The organism is Listeria kieliensis (assembly GCF_003369925.1).
Classification (GTDB): domain Bacteria; phylum Bacillota; class Bacilli; order Lactobacillales; family Listeriaceae; genus Listeria; species Listeria kieliensis_A.
Window position 1 is genome coordinate 248,180 of the sequence record NZ_LARY01000002.1, and the last position, 17,291, is coordinate 265,470.

Sequence of the window (17,291 nt, forward strand, 5' to 3'; positions counted from 1 at the left end):
TAGTTTGAGTGTTAGCTTTGCAACCCTCCCTTTCAAGACTTTTCCGGGTGTAGCCAAGATATTTCTGCTTGAATATTCTTTTCTAAATCCACCTTTACAAGTTCAGTATATTTATCAACAACAATAACTGCCTTTTTAGTTCTATAATGTGTAAAGCTTTCTTTTATCATAGGTCTAAAACTAGTCAAAATAGTTTTTAATCATTGGATAAACAACAGCTTCGTTCATAATCCGGGCTTCCTTTTCTGCTGCTTTATAAGACAAGTTTAAATAGTCTTCCGGGAAGTTCCCATATTCTTCTAGAAATCTTTCTTTTGTATAAGGTGTAGCCTTAATTATAGAATTCACATTTTTATTTTCTTCAAAAACTCCTAGAACAACGATCTCCAATTCAATAGAAAAATGAATGATCCACTTTTTTTGGTCATTGAACAAGCAGCCGTAATCAAGTAAAAAAAATAAAGTACCCTCTTCCCACAATTCTTTTAAATATCTACTGAAACCTGTTACTTTTTCATTTAGATTTAGTTCCACCATTTGTATATTTGCTGGAACTCCAATATTAGGTAGCCATATGAGCTTTTTTGCCTGGTCAAGTTTAGACAAGCCTATGATGTCTTCTAGACCATGTTTCATAAAGTCTTCCAAATCAAATACTAATGTGAACAATACATCTTTGAAAACTTGCTGTGGCATTCTTCTTTCAGATAACAAGACAGAATCTATATTCGAATAAATCGTTTTTAAATCGTTCGGTGTAAGCTCCTTTATCATTCTCTTTCCTCCAATATTCTCTCTATAAAGAATCATATTACAAGTCTAGTTCGCATGATATAAAGTTCAGCGCTTTACTTCTCACCTTTTTTTACACATTTTTTTGATATCATTCAAAATAATTTTTGACAATGGGATATACATCAGTTGCATTCATTTTTTCCGAGTCTTTTTTCGCATATGAATATGAAACACCTTCGTATTCTTCAGCTCGAAATTCAAATTCATCTAAAAAAGTTTGTTTGGTATAAGGCTTTAGATGAAAATGGGACCAACTATCTTTTAAATGTTCAAATACCCCCATGATTATAATTTCAAATTCCATTGAAACTTGAACAATCCAATTCATTTTATCGTTATATAGGCAACCACCTTCGGATAAAAAAGTGTAGTCAAGTTCTTCCCACTGATTACTTATACTTGAATTCAAATCTTTACAAGAATCAAGCAGATCAATTTCAACATAATAATCTAGACGGTTCCACCCTGTAGGAGGTAACCAAAAAACACTTCTCGCATTTTCGGCTTTCGATAAATCTATGAAACTTTTTAACTGATCGTCAAAAAAGTCGTATATATTGAATACTTTAATCTGAATTGGATTTTTAAATACTTGTTCCGGTACCAGCTTATAAGGATCATATTTATCTTCTAGCGATTCATACAATAATTGGGCTAATTCGGGACTTAGTTCTTTCACAATTTTTCCCACTTGTTTCCCCCCTTCTCTGTCCATTGAAATTATTTACTTGTTGATGTGATCTTCAACTTCTTCTAGTAGAATGCTGATTTGGGTCTTTGCATTCACCAATATTTTCACCTTATTTTATCGCTGCAATTAATTCTTTCGCATTCCGTCCTGCACCCCAAAATTTAATATTATATAATTAATGCTAATTCCCACTATCAAATGTCAATTCATCAATAAAATCCAGTTTTGAGATACATTCTGAATAAGCAATGACTTCACTTGAATCAGATAATCTAATAATTAAAGGAAAAATCTTTAGTAGCTCTTTATTTAAATTATCAACATGTGGCAATGTTTTGATATTCGTTTTTTCTATTAACTCGCATAAATCCTCATCCTTATTAACCAATAAATATTCAGCAAAACTAGACCCCTCTTCGAAATGAATCAAATTAACTTTGTAAAAGTGCACAAAAGTTTTTTGTAGTTTCCCTTTATAGATAAGACTAGTAAAATCAGAATCATTTGCCACTTGATGAGAGGTATAAAATTGGTAGATATCATAAAACATATGAAGTTGTTTTACCAAATCTTTTATCTCACTTTGTATATCTTCTAAATATTTCCCTTCTTGGTCATAAGCTCCTACAGTTGTTAAACCTTTCAGAAATATCATATTTAACCTCCTCTTCCTTTGACATCAGATCACAACTATTCACTTTGCAACCATAATCACCTCTAGCCACTGATCCAGACAAAATCCAATTTTTGATTTATTAACATTTATCTAAGCCTTGCATTCAATATGCAAATTTTCTTTTCACAACAGATATTGATCAATCAAAATAATTTTTAATCATCGGATAAACAACGGCTTCGTTTATTATCTGGGCATCCTTTTCTGCTGCTTTATAAGACAAGTTTAAATAGTCTTCCGGAAAATTCTCATATTCTTCTAGAAATCTTTCTTTTGTATAAGCTTCTAGTTGAAAACCATTGATTGCTAGCTCTGCATCTTGAAAAATTCCCATTACAACAAGCTCTAACTCTTCAGAAATCTGCACAACCCACTTTTTCTTTTCATTAAAAATACAGCCATATTCTGTGAACAGACCAAAATTTCCTTTATGCCATTTTGTTCGTATATCATCATAAAGTGTTTCAGAAACACAGGACAAGTCAATTTTTACGTATTGATTAAAGTCGATCCAATCATTGGCTGGGAGCCAAAAAAGAGAATCGGCACCTTCTGCTATTGAAAGTTTAATAAAGCTATTTAACCCCTCTTCTACAAAGTCCTCAAAGCTAAAAACTTTTAAACTTGTTGGATTTTTAAACACTTGTTCTGGAGTTTCTTTCTCCGATGAATATAAATTTTGTATACATTCATACAATGAATTTATAGTTTGCTGTTCTTCGAGCTCTTTTATTATTTGCTGCCTCATTTTTTTCATATCCACAGTCGTTTTCTCTCCTTTTACAAAAAAGCGATAGCTATAAGCTCGAATAGCATAAAATTATATCATCACATCATAAAACAATTTAAATTCTCTCAGCCACTTTCTTAAAACTATTTCACCCTTCAAACACAGCAGCGATTTCGCCATCAAAAGTCAAAACTAGTGCTTTTGCTTCTTCTTCGAGTGAGAAATTTACAATAGCAGGCGGCGTAAAGATTTTCTTTAAAAGTGAGGTTCGTTCTTGCCTTTCAAATTGAATTTTTGGCTCTTTTCCGTAAAACAAATAAATATTCCCAAGAATACTCTCTTTATGGAGCTTATCGAGAAATTCGAAACGCTTTTCCGCTTCGATTGAAGCCGTAATAAGCATCTTCATCTCCGTGCGATATTCAATTTCTAGCTTCTCCAAAATATCCTCGCAATCTCCTGGAAGGATCGCAGCAACAATCGGCTCTGCAACCATCTTATCAAGATGCTCTACTTCAAGTGATTTCTTAAATAACGGCGGTGTTGCCAACAATTCACCTGAAACTTTTTTGAAATGCACATTTAACGGTAATTTCTGCTCTTCTAAAAAATCGTCAGGAAGATCAAATTGTTTAGGGGCATCAATTAATCGCTCAATGACAGGCACTTGTTTCTTGTCCATACGTTCGTCCATTATTTTTACAAAGGCATTGACCCGCTCTTCACTAGTGGCTCCAATGAAAAAAACTGCGTCGTCCTCAAACATCGTAAGCACGATTCCTTCCTCTTGTAAGTAATTTCCAACATGCCACTCTGGCTTTTTCCGAAAAACGACTTGTTCTAGTTTGCGCTCACATTCGGCAAACAAAAAGATTAATATATAACTTGAAAGATCATACGTACAATGTTCGGTAATGAGTTCTGCTGCTTGAGCTGGTGTCGGTCGATTGACGTAAATACTTTCCTGCTGCCGCTCATAGGGAATATCTAAATCAAGCAAACAATGTTCCATTTTACTTGTATGCTCCATGCAAATGGTCGCCACATCACTCGCGACAATTTGCTTGATCATTTCCGCCACTTCTTCGCCCGTTTCTAAGTCAATTTCAACTTCTGTGAGATGTTCTTCGTTTTGGATGAGTTCATATTCTCTGAATTTCTCCATGTTGTTACCTTCCTTTCATCATAGATAGCCAAATTCCTGTAATTTTCGTCGCACAAACAAATTCGATTCGCCAAAAGCCACCGCCATTTTATGTTTCTCGCCATTTTTTAAAAGAAAATTAACGTGAAATTCATAGTTCGAGACGATCGCATTCCGAAAACTTCCATTCTGCCCAGTCGCTTGCACTTGCCAAATTTCAGACCTCTCTAGCCTAAAATTCCGCTTATCTTTGAGCAAACCTTTTACCCCTTCTTTTTGAAGGCATTGTTCCACGGCATCAATCCGCTTTTCTAAACGAGCTTGAGCAATTTTATATGGAATGACGAACAAAGGAATTAAAAGACCGGATTGAAAAAGCGAATCCTGATGATAAAACTGACCCGCTAATTTTACAAAAACCAATTCATCTTCAAACAAATAAATACGAAAATACTCATCTTGCTTCAAAGCCCGCCGAAAAACCAGATGAATATAATTTTTATCAAACATACTCTTCTCCTTTAGATGTAATCTCCTTTTCTTTGTTCTTTTACTAGTTTTTTCCAGTCTCGTCTATTGTCAAAACCAATTTGGCGGCCATAAAATCTCCACAAAAAGATGCAAAAAAGTCTCCCCAAATTTTTCAAAAAAACGTTCTTTATGCACCAGTGCTTGATAAGTCGCCCAAATAAAGGCCAATAGAACACAAAAGAAAAAATAGAAAATAATGAGCCCGACGATATAAAAAATAATTTCCTTAAAAGTCATTTCTAGGCTCCAACAAAACAGTTTTCCTTATTCTCACGATTTAAATAGGACATTTATCATTTTCCTTCCGAAGCCATGAATTTTTTAATGATCTTTTCAGATTTCCCGCCAAAGCGAATCCCTGTGATATCCTCTTTTTTAATCCATGCTAAGCCATCAGACGAACCTTCATCCGTATAAACTTCTAATTTAAGTCCAAAAAGATCATCTTCCACAATGATTCCATTCAAGTATTCTTCCCCGCAAAGCAATTCAATCGTAGTGACTTCTCCAGAATGAAGCAAATAATCAGAAACAATCTCCATAATCGAATGTTTACGTTTTGGCGTATCGCCCTTAAAAAAAGTTTCCTCATAAATCTCATTCAACGACTGACCATAAACTTCAACTGCCTTTAAGTCATTCGTCCCCATTTCAATTTTATTAATCGCTTCAATAGGAACAGCAATCCATCCTTCTAAAACCCCATCTTGCCGTCGCGCACGAAAAAGAACATCATTTTCCGTCACCGCCTCAATATAACCGGCATTATAGCTTTCAAAATCATCACCTAAATATAGAGCTGTTAAGTGTTTTTCGTTTTGACATTCCATTAAAGCTTTATAAATAAATTTTGTACTCATTTTTATTTCTCCTTTTTATAACTATTATTTTTTCTACAGATATTTATTGTTTCATATATCTCAAGCTCACAAAAATGACTAGTTAGCTTTCATATATTCGAAATCCCACTTCGGTGTCTTCCACCTTAACAGTTTTTGGTTCTTTTATTAACAAATAACACCAATAAAAGTCACCCACACAGCCGCTTCCGTGAACGGTGGCCAAAATAACGTAAACTTCTTGAGGAAGCCAGCCTAAAAAAAATAATATAGTCAGAATACTTGTAATAAAGAAAAATGGTGCGATGGAAATCCAGATAAATTGATTTCTTGAATAAAAAGAATTTGGACTGCTAGCATAAAGCAATCCATTTTTATATCCGACTATCACCTTGCTGCCTGTCTCACTAAACAGTTTGAAAAACAAGCCATGAATCCCTTCATGAATCAGTAGCGATAAAAATAAAAAGAGCACAGTGATCAAAAAAACAACGCTAAAGTGAAAATCCCAAAATCGTGATAACTTTGGAGAAGCTATCATTGAAAGAAGCTGAAATATCACAATAAAGGCGACCGTAATCCCCAACGCCATCCAATTTAGCCTTTTAATAAATTTTTTGTCGTTTATCAAGTTAATTTCTTTTTTTAATTTCATGCTGCTTCCTACTTTCTGATGTTCTGTAAACTTTAGAAGAACTTGACTCTAGCATATCTACTCCTAGAGTCAAGTCTCTTTTTATTAACATCCACCTAAGATTCATTTCCAACATGTAAGTCTTTCTTTTCTATAGGCGCTACACTACGTAATACTAAAAAGTTTAATTTCTGTTTAGAAAAAGACTATTTCAAAGTACTCTCTTATTATTTTTCTTAGAATAGGATCTAAGACATTGTTTCTTATTAGATCTCGAAACTTACATTTATCACTTATTTGTTACCTAAACCTAAGAGCCCTAGATAAATTTATATATTAGAAATGATGTGTCTTACAATGAAAGACTAGCTATCAATAAAAAAGTTACTTTATTAGTCATAATCCATTCCTCGCTTGTTATTTGTATTCGCATTCTCACAGCTTCATTTACTTTAATAAATAAAGCTAGCTACGACATAATAAATATATAAAATCATCGAAACTATAGATATTAATATAGATATTATGACCAAAAATTTGTTATTTCCAAATCTTTTTTTCCATAAAATTAATATCCCGTCAATACTCAAAGCACAAATCTGGATGATTAAAACTATATAAGCATGTGTGCTTATTTCCTCGCTTGAACTAATAAAAATACCTGTTCCAACTCCCATTAATCCTATAAAAGCCATGGTAGCGGCAATATTTTCAAAAAGAGGACGACTCTTCTCTGCAAAATATAGTGGTAAGAAACAAATCCCAAAAGTAATAAGATTTATTAATAGGTCTACACCAAATTCAATCATAATTATCCTCCAATACTCCAATTGCGTGAAGTTACATTTATTTCACCTATGCTTCTTTATTGCATTAGACATTCTTTTCAGTTTAGTTTTTGTAGATTTTTTCCTAGCCTTTTTCATTCCCTTTAATCTTCTGACAGGTGTTCTTCTTAAATGCTTTTTAGGATTTTTCAGAAGTCTTTTAGCATGTCTAACGTATTGTTTTAAATTTTTCTTGAATCGCTTTGTTTTAACAACTCGTAAAAATGCCTTTCCCTTTGAAACAAAACCTAGTGCTCTTCCAACTCCTGTCCAGCCAAACTTCTTCCTGCTCCTTTTAAAGCTGCTCTCCTAGCTCCGCATCATACGTATATCCGGCATACCCATAAGGATTCGCTTTCGTGTCCGCCTTACTCGAAAGTACATTTCCCCAAGCACATCCATACGCATACGATGCCACTACTTTCCCAGCTTCATCCGTAAGCGCCACAACGTCCCATGTGCATTGTAAGGATACGTTACCATCTTCATCGCCAGACGAACGCCACCATCCAAATACACATACTGCCATATTCATATTTACTTCATAAAATATGAATGCTATCAATAAGCTTCTATTAAGCTTTTGAATTATCGTAGTTATATATTATTTTTCTCTGAAAAGTTTTCGAAAACTTTTCAGACATATCCAATCCCTCCACTTCAAACACCTTGTCTGCCGCATACCAAGGTATTTCTATTTGGATGCTCCTTTCCAAACCCAGCATCGCTAGTTCAATATACTCATCAACAACCATGATTGCTTTTTCAGAAGGAAAATAAATATAAAACCAGAGAAGTGGAAAGTCATCCATCATCTGTTCAAAATCGACTAGAGACCTCAACTCTTCTGTCGTCACATTCATATGAATTTTATTTATTACTTTAAGCTTGTCATCCCATCTCAATAAACCTTTTTTTATTGTCTGCCTAGTAATAAGATATACTACAGAATCATTCGTTTTTTGGCAAATGTCCTTAACCATCTGCCAAAAAACTTTTTCTTCTAAATACACAGCTTCAACCTCTTCAAAGAAAAAATGAAATTCACTATTATCAAACACGATCAAATTTGGAAAACTTTTATTCATATCAATTATTTTTTTAACCGAAGAGATTATTTTTTCTTCATGTTTCCATGACATTAATCACCATCTCCTTAATTTAAACTCAGTTCTATGTTTTTTATTTGTAGTCCTCCTATATTCAGTAGTTGGTTCCCTTCGTCTATTTTCAGACTTTTTTAAATTTTAAATTAGTTTAGTAAAAAGCTGGAATGATAAATATTCCGATGTAAATACACAACGCCAAAAGAAAAATTGTACAATAAGCAAAGATATTCTTTGTTAATTTTTTCTTTCTTATTAACCACCATGTTAACACCACTACAAATGATAAAATAAAAGTTACAATGCCAAAGAATTCCAAATGAGTTAGCTTTACCTGAAATATAATGAAACAAAGTGAAAGAGTGTATAACGCAATTCCCACGTGTATATACGCAAAAAGATCCCTGAATTTATTTTGCTTTTCTTTATTAGAAAAAATGTAGTATTTTAACATCAAGTAAGATGAAAAAAGACCTATTAATCCAGCTAAAATAAAATACAAACCATTTATAAAAGTTTCCACCATCTCACCTCAGTTTATGGATTTAAAATAAGAACGTTAACGAATAAATGGACGTTATACAATCCCGCACCAATACCCAGTAATGAAGAAAAATAAATCATTCCTTTGTTATGTCTTATTAAAAGAAAGCCTAAATTCAAAACAAGAATTATAGCTATTTGGAACAAAAAATAATAATTAACAGTATCCCATATAATGAAATAAGCAAAAGTTAAAGGTAGATTTGCCATAAATATATAGCTCAGTACAATAACCAAAGCTATATTTAGACCATTTAGTTTCCTTTGTAGATCAAAAATATTTTTAGCACATATACTACAGATCAAATATGAAAAAGCTACAACAACTATTTTAAATACAATAACCATTTCTCCACCTCTCATAAATAAAACTTAAGTTCGTTTTATTGAGAATTGACTCACAGCCGCCATGTTCGGAACCGAGTTATACTAATGTATCACCAAGTAAGGCTTTGTCCCTTGTCTACTATCTTTAAGTAAAAGAGTTGCTAAGCAATTCTTTTACTTCACTTAATATTTCTTCTATTAGTTTGATGTCTATACAATACCTTCCGAATCGTCTAATTCTAATATTTTGACTTGTCCTCTATTGATCGCTCTGATAAGCACATCTTTTTTCAAAGAATAGAAAGGCTCTGACATGATATCAAAGTCATCTTGGTCTTCAACTTCCGCTGCATCTTCAAATTGGAAAAAAATTCATCGTCTTCAATAAACTTAAGAGGTAATATACATTTTCTACGCAAATATGAAGTACCTGCTTCTTCTAGTGCTTTTTTGGTATTAGATGCATCCATTAACTCTCCATTAATAAAAATTCGATAATATGTTTCATATCGCATGAGTACGCTCCTAATCTCAATAACTAATTCCAAAGTTATCTCCCCTTTATTTATAATAGTGGAAATGTTGCACCTTTCTTGTCCATTTATTATAGACCACTCTCATTTTGTACTTCTTTCCATTTTTTCACATTGTTGTCGTATAAGTCTTATAAAAAAAGGTTCCTTTTTTTATCTGTTGTTTTTTACCATATGTGACAGCTGTTGCTAATATATGACGTGGCATATAACAGTTTTTATTTTGCATGTATTTGGATGCCCCACGATTAAACTTCATCTTTTTCGCAATTTTTCTTACTTTTCTAGATTTTGCAGATTGATAAGCTCTTTTTCCCATTTTTCTAATCTTTTTCTCTTTATTTAATTTAAGTTGCGGTACAATCTTAAATCGCTACTCTAACTTTTTCTTCTTTTTTGTTCAAAAGTGCGTTTTCAGTATCATATGCGTATTTCATCACTGCATAATTTACTACCGCCACAATGTCTCCATTACTTCCACCTTTTAGAGAACTAGTTTTTTTCAAATGTTTAAAGACATTTGAAAAAAAGTTCTAGATCAATTCCTTTTGAAAAAAAACCAACTGCTCTTACATCCAATATTGGAGCCATAACAACCATATTTGCATCTAAAAAAACATTCTCTCCTGCGTTTAGCCTCTTTTTATCTTTAAAAAGAAATATTCGATTTAATTCTGGATTTGCATCTCCATATAAAAATAGTTGGAGCATTTGCTTTTGAGTTTCTATAGTTTCCTTCCATAAATTACATTTAACGTAACCGCCAAATCTGGAACCAGCAAGCTCATGGTAAACTCCGTACGGATCTTCTGCAAAATACACACTTTGCATATAAGGTCCAACTGTATTACAAATATCTTCGATTTCCTGATCACTAGCTTTTTCTGGATCATCAAAATAGTAGATATAAATGTTATCAGCCCCTATTATTCCATCATCCTTTGCATAGTTAAAGACATCTTCTTTTTTAACCTTTTCAAGTTGTTTTTTATTCATCAGGTTTCATCTTCCTTTACATATACATTAAAATATTATAGGTATTTTCTCTTCATCAATATTTATAACTACACCTTAGATGCTAAATGTTCTAATGTCTTTTATAAAAATTCATCTATCTTTTTGAGTAAGCAAGGCAAAGATAGATGAATTTCACTGACGAATTACTGTTATCTTTTCTTTTTGCGTGGATAGATAATATAATGCTTCTTTGAATATTTCCAATGATAATGTAAATACTTTTTACCAGAACCATCAACTTTTCCATAATCTAAAGCAAATAATCGGCCTTTTTTACGATTAACTATATTAAAAATCCTACCACCTTGTTTTTTATTCGGAAGTCCAATCTTCCAGTTCTTATTTATTGTAAATTCCTTTTTATTACGGTTATATCGAGATGCTACGCTTTTACCTATTTTATTACCAAGCTTTTTACCAGCCTTTGTTACACTGCCCCAAGCTTTCTTAGCACCTTTTTTAACACCTTTCCAAGCCTTGCTTCGTATTGGTTTACTAGCTTTCCAAGCCCACGATGCCCCTTTAAATAATGGTCCCCAGAAGGCGTGACCATCTGGATCTATCATCATCACCGGATTATTTCCCGCGTAATTATATCCATTCATTGTCTGCGGGTCATCTTCATCTCCTGGATCTGGGTCATATGCCGTAAACACACCTTGCTCAGGTTCATAATACCGTGCCATCAAGTAATACTGGCCAAGCTCCTTATCATACGTATACCCCACATAACCATAAGGATTCGCCTTCGCTTCCGCCGTTTCCGCCTTACTTGAAAGTACATTTCCCCAAGCATCATACGCATACTCTGCTACCACTTTCCCAGCTTCATCCGTAAGCGCCACAACGTCTCCATGCGCATTATAATGATACGTCAGCGTCTTCCCATTCATCTTCATCGCAAGACGAACGTTATCATCCGAATACACATACTGTCGCGTCACTTTCCCGCTTGCATCCGTCTCATATAAGACATCAATACTATCGCCATCATAATGATAGTTCGTGACAACTCCGTCAACCGTTTTCGATAGACGTCTGTTGTCGTCATCATACGTATACGTCGCAAATGGCTTACTCTCGCCCTTTTTCGTCACAGATGCCAAGCGATCGCCCGTATCCCACGCATATGCAAATTTGCCGTCACTCACACGGTTGCCATTTTCGTCGTACGCCAGTGTTTCTCCATTCCAAGAAACTAGCTGGTTACCTTTATTATACGATGCTGCAATCGTCTTTGTCTCGCTTCCGCTGACCGAAACTTGCGTACGGTTTCCAAAGCCATCATACGCATAGCTTTTCACCGTTCCGTCAGGCAAAGTTTCCTTTGTGAGTTGATTCACCGCATCATATTCATAAAGAGTCTTCCCGGACTTCTTGTTATCAATACTCGTACGATTGCTCGCCGCGTCATACGTATAACTTTCATCGAGAATTGCTTCGCCTTCCTTAGTCCCGATCGAAACATTGGTCACCTTCTGTGTGCTATCATAACTATAATTCGCAGCCGTCTCATTCCCAGCCGTATACACGCCGATGTTTCCAAATTCATCAAACTCGAAATAAGCATTCCTGCTACCATCATTCACTCGCGTATTTTGGTCTAAATCATTGTATGCATACGTTGTTTTTGCCGTGAACGCGCCATGACTGATCGAAACTGAATCCACTTTGTCTGTCTTGCCTTTGTTGCTTGCTGTTGGTTTATCCTTATACGCATAGCTGACAGAACCGCCGCGCTCCTTCACATCCGTGATCCGGTCCGCATCATCATATATCTTGTCCGTCACGAGTCCATTGACATCATCCGTTACCTTCGTCTGATTGCCATTTGGATCATACTGGAAGCGGAACGCATTTTCCCCATTCCATTTCACACCATTCACACGGTCCGCCGAGTCATACGTACTTTCTGTCACACGGCCATTTGGCATCGTTACTTTTGTTTCATTTCCAGCCGCATCATATTCATAAACAATCTTCCGGCCAAGCGCGTCAACAAATTCCGTGTTCTTATTATCTACATCGTACACAAACTTGTTTTCCTGTGTCACTCCGTCTGCCGTAACAAACTTCTCCGTCGTGTTTCCGTTGTCGTCATATTTATAGGAAACCGCGGTGCCATTCGCCAGCGTTGTTTTCGTTAACGCATTGTCCGCATCATACTCGAACCGTTTTGTGTGGCCTTTTTCATCCACTTCCGTTCGTTTATTTCCATAAGCGTCATACGTAAAGCTGATTTTCCGACCTTCCTCATCGAAGCTCGCCGTCACATAATTTCCATCCGCGTCATACTCATCACGCGTTAGAACCTCGCCTTCAACGATCCGGAAATCATCAAACCAAGCTTTCCCTGTTAAAGCCCCGCGGAACATGACATTGAGCTTGATTTCCTTGATTGGCTTCGTCGGCCTTACAACTACCGCACCACGGTTCCAATCATTCGTTCCAAGTGGAAGAGGCGCCTGCACGTATTCTTTCGTACCATCTTGGTACATCACGTCGCCCCAAACCGAATAATCTTTCACCATGTTGCTTGTGGAGCCATTTGCTTTCACATTTTCTGATTTCGACATCCCAGTAATCGTGACTGGTTTCGCTGCTTTTTGATTCAGTTTTACAAACTGCCCAAGATAAGCCGGCGCATCCGTTGTCGCTTTTCGCTCCATTTGAACCGAACTATCGCCACTTGAAGATTCCGTATCAACAACGCTTAGCGCAACTTGTGAAGCATTTCCAGTTCGCGTCCAACCAGTCGCTGTTTGATTTGTGTGATCTTCAAAACTTCCGTTTAAAGCTGGGTTAAAACTCGAAGAAGAACTTCCCTTTTCAAATTGAACTTTGTCATACCAAATCGTTCCACGACCTTTTCCAGCAGCGGTTTGTTCATTTTGAAGATAAAGAACCACTTGTCGTGTTGCCTTCGACGTTTTAAATGTGAATTGACGTTTCACCCAACCGCTATTACTTTTAATTGAAGTTGGTCTATTGGATGCCCAAACGCCAGCATCGGTAATATCTTTTCCGCTCGCATCTTTTTTACGAGCAATCAGCATACCATCTGATTTCGTCATATTCTCTGCTTTCGTCCAAGCACTAAACGTATACGTCGTTTCCGGTTCTACATCTACCCACTGAATCGCAGACGTATAACCCCGATCCGTATTTAATGCTTCACTGACAATCTTGAGCGCCCCGCTTCCGCCAAGCGCGCCAGGAGCACTTTGTGACGCATCGTGACTGATCGTTCCCTTGCCATTAAATTCCGTTTTCGCCCAGTTCGTAATCCCTTCTTCAAAACCACTGTTTTTCACAAGATTATGAGCCGCAGCAAGTTCACCACTGCCCCGAACTGCATTTCCATAAGCATCATATTGCGTCACAGACGAACGATTGGCTTCCGTTTGTAGCGTCTCCGAAACTGCATCAGCCCCGTCATAGGCAACCGTTGTTTTTCGCCCTTCCGTATCCGTTTCAGAAGTCACATCATTGTTCTTATTGTACGTAAATTTCTCCGTCCCATAAGGATCCGTTGTTTCAATGATGTTCCCATCCGCATCATACTTATACGTCTCCGCTTGCCCTTTCGGACTCACTTCCTTGATCAAATTGTTCGACTCATACGTATAACTTGTCGTAAGCTTCAAACCATCCGCATCGACAATTTCCTTCCGCGGGTTTCCAGCATCGTTGTACTCATAAATCGTCTTTTTCTTCTTCTCATTCGTTAAAGTTGCCGTTTGCGCTTCCTCGTCATACACAATCCCCGTTTTCTTTCCAACCGGATCAGTAATCCCAACAAGCTTTTTATCTTCATAGTCAAACGTCGTCTGATACGGCTTTTCTTCCGTGTGCTTCGGATCATAAATCGCCGTCAAATTACCGTCCGTATAGCCATAACGGTACAACTTCCCACGCGCCGTCGAAGAACTCATGAGCTCCTGCTTGTCGTTATAAGTGTAAGTGATCGTCCGTCCTTCTGGCCCAGTCAGTTTCGAAATCAAACCGTCCTGATACGTAAAGTTCACCGTCCGCCCAGAAGCATCCTTCACCCCCGTAAGCAAACCGCTCGAATATAGATAGCTGAGCACATTTCCGCTCGTGTCCTTTTCAGAAGCTAGCCTTCCATCTGCCAAGAACCGCGTTTCTGATTTATCCTCTTCAATCTTAAGATAGCCTTCCGCCGTCTTTGAAAGCTCCGAATAAATCCCAGCCGGCGCCACATATTTATTGTCCTTCTTCTTAAAGCGGTGCGACTTCTTGTCAGATTCCACCCAAAGAACATCCCCATTTGGCTCTTCAATCAGTTTTTCCTCAAGCGTACTTGTCCAGCCATACCCAAACAAGCCAATTTGCTCATCTTGACTGTTGAACGTCCGGTCAATATTAATACTTGGACCACGACCTTCAATATTAAAATCCGTTTCATGGAACAAGAAGTTTCCATTCGTCGCGTTGACTTCCCCGCCACGAACCGGAATGCTCATCCAATAATCCGACATTCCAAGTTGTTTATTTAAAACTTCAGGAATTTGCGGAGTAGCCGGTTCCGATTTGATACTTTCCTTGTGGTTTCCTGCTTTTTGATAGGAAACAATCCGGAACCAGTAATTTTTCCGATCTTGATACACGCCGCCAGAATTTTTATAAACGGGGGATGGATCTCTTGCAAGTTCAGTTCCCTTCCCGTCTGTATGAAGCGTCCATTCACCTGCTTCAATTTCAGCTTTTGTTGGCCAAATTCCTTTCCCTTGCGTTGTCCATTTCGTGACATTCCCTACATCAAAAGTTTGATTGACTTTTCCATTAAACATCAAAACTTGATAACCATCTGCGAGCGGGTCTTTATCCCAGTTTAGTTCCACATAACCCGAATTCTTACTCGCTAAATTCGAATAAGCTTTTGCATTTGGAATCTTTTGTTTTTCAAGCGGCAAATAATTACTCGTCACATCCGAATAAGGGCTTTCGCCGCCTGGATAAATGGCCCGCACGCGAATCGTATAACGCGTTTGATTACGGAACCAAGAAGACCCATAATATTCGAATCCATTTTCATAAAAAGAGCGTGGATCCGTCATAAAATCTTGCCCTTTGCCATCTTGATGGAATTCAAAAGCGCCCGCATTAATTTCCGCTTGCGTTGGGAAAATTTTCTTTCCCTTTGAAGTCCAGCTAGTGTTCTTTCCAGCCGAAAAGAAAAAGTCCTCTTTTCCGTTGTTGAAAATCACTTCATAACCTGTCGCTCCAGCCACTGCTGGCCAAGAAACATCGAAATACCCCGTTCCAGTTCCTTCCCCATTCGAGAAAGCCTGTACAGTCGGCTTTGCAGGTTTATTATACGAATAAGTCACTTCGAGATACGGATAATTCGTATTATTCTCCGAAGCCACAATTTTTTTCCAGTAATTCTGATCAATATTCGTTCCAAGTCTAAATCCATAGTTTGGGCGCGTTCCACTTGCCCAAGCTTGAACCGTCCCCGTCACATCCGCAGCTGCCCACTGTCCACGGCCAACACTAACTTGTCCAATTCGCAGCGCTTTTGGCTGATTATTCCAGTTTACTTGCCACGGTGACCAGTTGGCAGACGTTTCATATACCCAGATATCATTCTTAAGCGTCGGCGACATGTGCCAAATATTGTACATCTTAAGTGTAGCTTTCGAAATCGTCGCCTTTTGCAAAGTGGACGTATCCATCTTGAGGAACGCCCCATTATTCCCCGTACTATTATCCCATTTCCCCAGTTTTAACGTGTATGCATTCTGGCCGGGATCCCATAATTTACTTCCAATATTATTTTCCGTTGGTCTCGCTGAATTGACATTAGCGTTATAAATTTCATCCAAACGAATCGACGGATCCACATAAACCGGATAAACACGCTTCTCATCACGAAGCCAGTCCATATCCACTTTTAACTCAAGCTGATAAACGGTTTTGGTCAATTTTTTCAATTCAAAATACGACTGATCAGTCGTTGCCGCTTCTCCAGTTTTTTCGTCCACATTGGAATCAGCCAAAATAGGCTTTGGTAGTGTATATTTTATTTTTCCTGCCGCATCACGGAAAACAACATCGCCATTTTCTTCTTTCGTAACCGCAAGTTTCGTTTCAATTTGATAAACATACGTATCGGCTTCTGTTTGTTCTTGCAAAACTAAATCTTCTTTCACCGAACGATTAAAAGTAAGATGACGTAAATCTGTTTTCGGCAAAACCTCTTGATAAGTCACTTCATTTTCTTTAAAATTTGCCGTTTGATCTTGAACGTCAATTTCTTTTTCTCCTTGTTTAGCTCCCTTTAAAGCAAAAACAGCTTCCGCACCAGGCTCCGTTAATTTCTGATAAGCCCCGTTATCCATTTTTTCTAAAAATTCTATCTCTAATTTCGTTTGCTTAGGCTGAATGACATCCGATTGATCTTCTTGTTCTAACACCGGATCCATTTCTTTGAGCTTACCATCTTCCTCCATATGAATGGGTTCCGAAAAAATCTGCTTGGTAAAACTCCCATCGTGATTGTCAAAAACCTTTTCATTCTCTGTTCTTTCACTCACCACTTCTGTCGGCTTTTCAGCTCTCTTTTTCGGTTCTGCTTTTTCTTTTTGTGGCGCAGAATCTGATTCAGCTTTCCCTTCATAAGGTGGAATCAATGAAAAAACCAAACTTGCTGCCATTAAACTTAGCAACCCTTTTTTAAAATTTTTCTTCATCCTCGTCTCCTTTTTATGTCCTTTATTTTTTGAAGCCAGCTTAAACTCGCTTCATCATCTCAAACACCCAAAGAGTCTCTCTAAAAAAAGCAGTATAGCTCCCACTATACTGCTTTTTATGAATCTCTTTGGAATTCGATTATAGCATGCAAAAAGAAAAAAAGATGTGAAAAATTTGT

The 17,291-nt window shown here is 36.9% G+C and carries 14 protein-coding genes and 1 pseudogene; all 15 read right to left on the minus strand.

Annotated features, from left to right (window positions below; all coding sequences use genetic code 11):
- Window positions 1-180 precede the first annotated feature (180 nt).
- Window positions 181-774 (minus strand): hypothetical protein, encoded by a 594-nt coding sequence (locus tag UR08_RS07025; RefSeq protein ID WP_115752960.1) that lies wholly within the window; start codon window positions 772-774, stop codon window positions 181-183.
- A 109-nt stretch (window positions 775-883) separates the two neighbouring features.
- Window positions 884-1,486, minus strand: coding sequence for a hypothetical protein (locus UR08_RS07030; protein WP_115752961.1), 603 nt, complete (start codon window positions 1,484-1,486; stop codon window positions 884-886).
- A 181-nt stretch (window positions 1,487-1,667) separates the two neighbouring features.
- On the minus strand, window positions 1,668-2,141 hold the full coding sequence (locus UR08_RS07035) for a hypothetical protein (protein ID WP_115752962.1): 474 nt from the start codon (window positions 2,139-2,141) through the stop codon (window positions 1,668-1,670).
- A 160-nt stretch (window positions 2,142-2,301) separates the two neighbouring features.
- Window positions 2,302-2,925 (minus strand): hypothetical protein, encoded by a 624-nt coding sequence (locus UR08_RS07040; RefSeq protein ID WP_115752963.1) that lies wholly within the window; start codon window positions 2,923-2,925, stop codon window positions 2,302-2,304.
- A 115-nt stretch (window positions 2,926-3,040) separates the two neighbouring features.
- A complete protein-coding gene (locus tag UR08_RS07045; protein ID WP_115752964.1) occupies window positions 3,041-4,057 on the minus strand; it encodes a hypothetical protein in 1,017 nt (338 codons plus the stop codon).
- An 18-nt stretch (window positions 4,058-4,075) separates the two neighbouring features.
- Window positions 4,076-4,546 (minus strand): hypothetical protein, encoded by a 471-nt coding sequence (locus tag UR08_RS07050; RefSeq protein WP_115752965.1) that lies wholly within the window; start codon window positions 4,544-4,546, stop codon window positions 4,076-4,078.
- Window positions 4,547-4,860: 314 nt separating this feature from the next.
- Window positions 4,861-5,427, minus strand: a complete 567-nt coding sequence (locus UR08_RS07060; RefSeq protein WP_115752967.1) for a hypothetical protein — start codon at window positions 5,425-5,427, stop codon at window positions 4,861-4,863.
- An 82-nt stretch (window positions 5,428-5,509) separates the two neighbouring features.
- The gene (locus UR08_RS07065; protein ID WP_115752968.1) at window positions 5,510-6,061 is read right to left on the minus strand and encodes a DUF3267 domain-containing protein; all 552 of its coding nucleotides are present in this window, start codon (window positions 6,059-6,061) and stop codon (window positions 5,510-5,512) included.
- 431 nt (window positions 6,062-6,492) lie between these two features.
- Window positions 6,493-6,849 (minus strand): hypothetical protein, encoded by a 357-nt coding sequence (locus UR08_RS07070; RefSeq protein ID WP_115752969.1) that lies wholly within the window; start codon window positions 6,847-6,849, stop codon window positions 6,493-6,495.
- A 328-nt stretch (window positions 6,850-7,177) separates the two neighbouring features.
- Window positions 7,178-7,392: pseudogene (locus tag UR08_RS07075) on the minus strand (hypothetical protein); the annotation flags it as partial.
- Between the two features lie 50 nt (window positions 7,393-7,442).
- Window positions 7,443-8,009 (minus strand): hypothetical protein, encoded by a 567-nt coding sequence (locus tag UR08_RS07080; RefSeq protein ID WP_115752970.1) that lies wholly within the window; start codon window positions 8,007-8,009, stop codon window positions 7,443-7,445.
- A 501-nt stretch (window positions 8,010-8,510) separates the two neighbouring features.
- A complete protein-coding gene (locus tag UR08_RS07090) occupies window positions 8,511-8,864 on the minus strand; it encodes a hypothetical protein (RefSeq protein WP_115752972.1) in 354 nt (117 codons plus the stop codon).
- Between the two features lie 621 nt (window positions 8,865-9,485).
- On the minus strand, window positions 9,486-9,695 hold the full coding sequence (locus UR08_RS07100) for a hypothetical protein (RefSeq protein WP_115752974.1): 210 nt from the start codon (window positions 9,693-9,695) through the stop codon (window positions 9,486-9,488).
- Between the two features lie 191 nt (window positions 9,696-9,886).
- Window positions 9,887-10,372, minus strand: a complete 486-nt coding sequence (locus UR08_RS07105) for a hypothetical protein (protein WP_240616050.1) — start codon at window positions 10,370-10,372, stop codon at window positions 9,887-9,889.
- A 170-nt stretch (window positions 10,373-10,542) separates the two neighbouring features.
- Window positions 10,543-17,112: a DNRLRE domain-containing protein gene (locus tag UR08_RS07110; RefSeq protein ID WP_115752976.1), complete on the minus strand. Its 6,570-nt coding sequence runs from the start codon at window positions 17,110-17,112 to the stop codon at window positions 10,543-10,545.
- Between the last annotated feature and the right edge of the window lie 179 nt (window positions 17,113-17,291).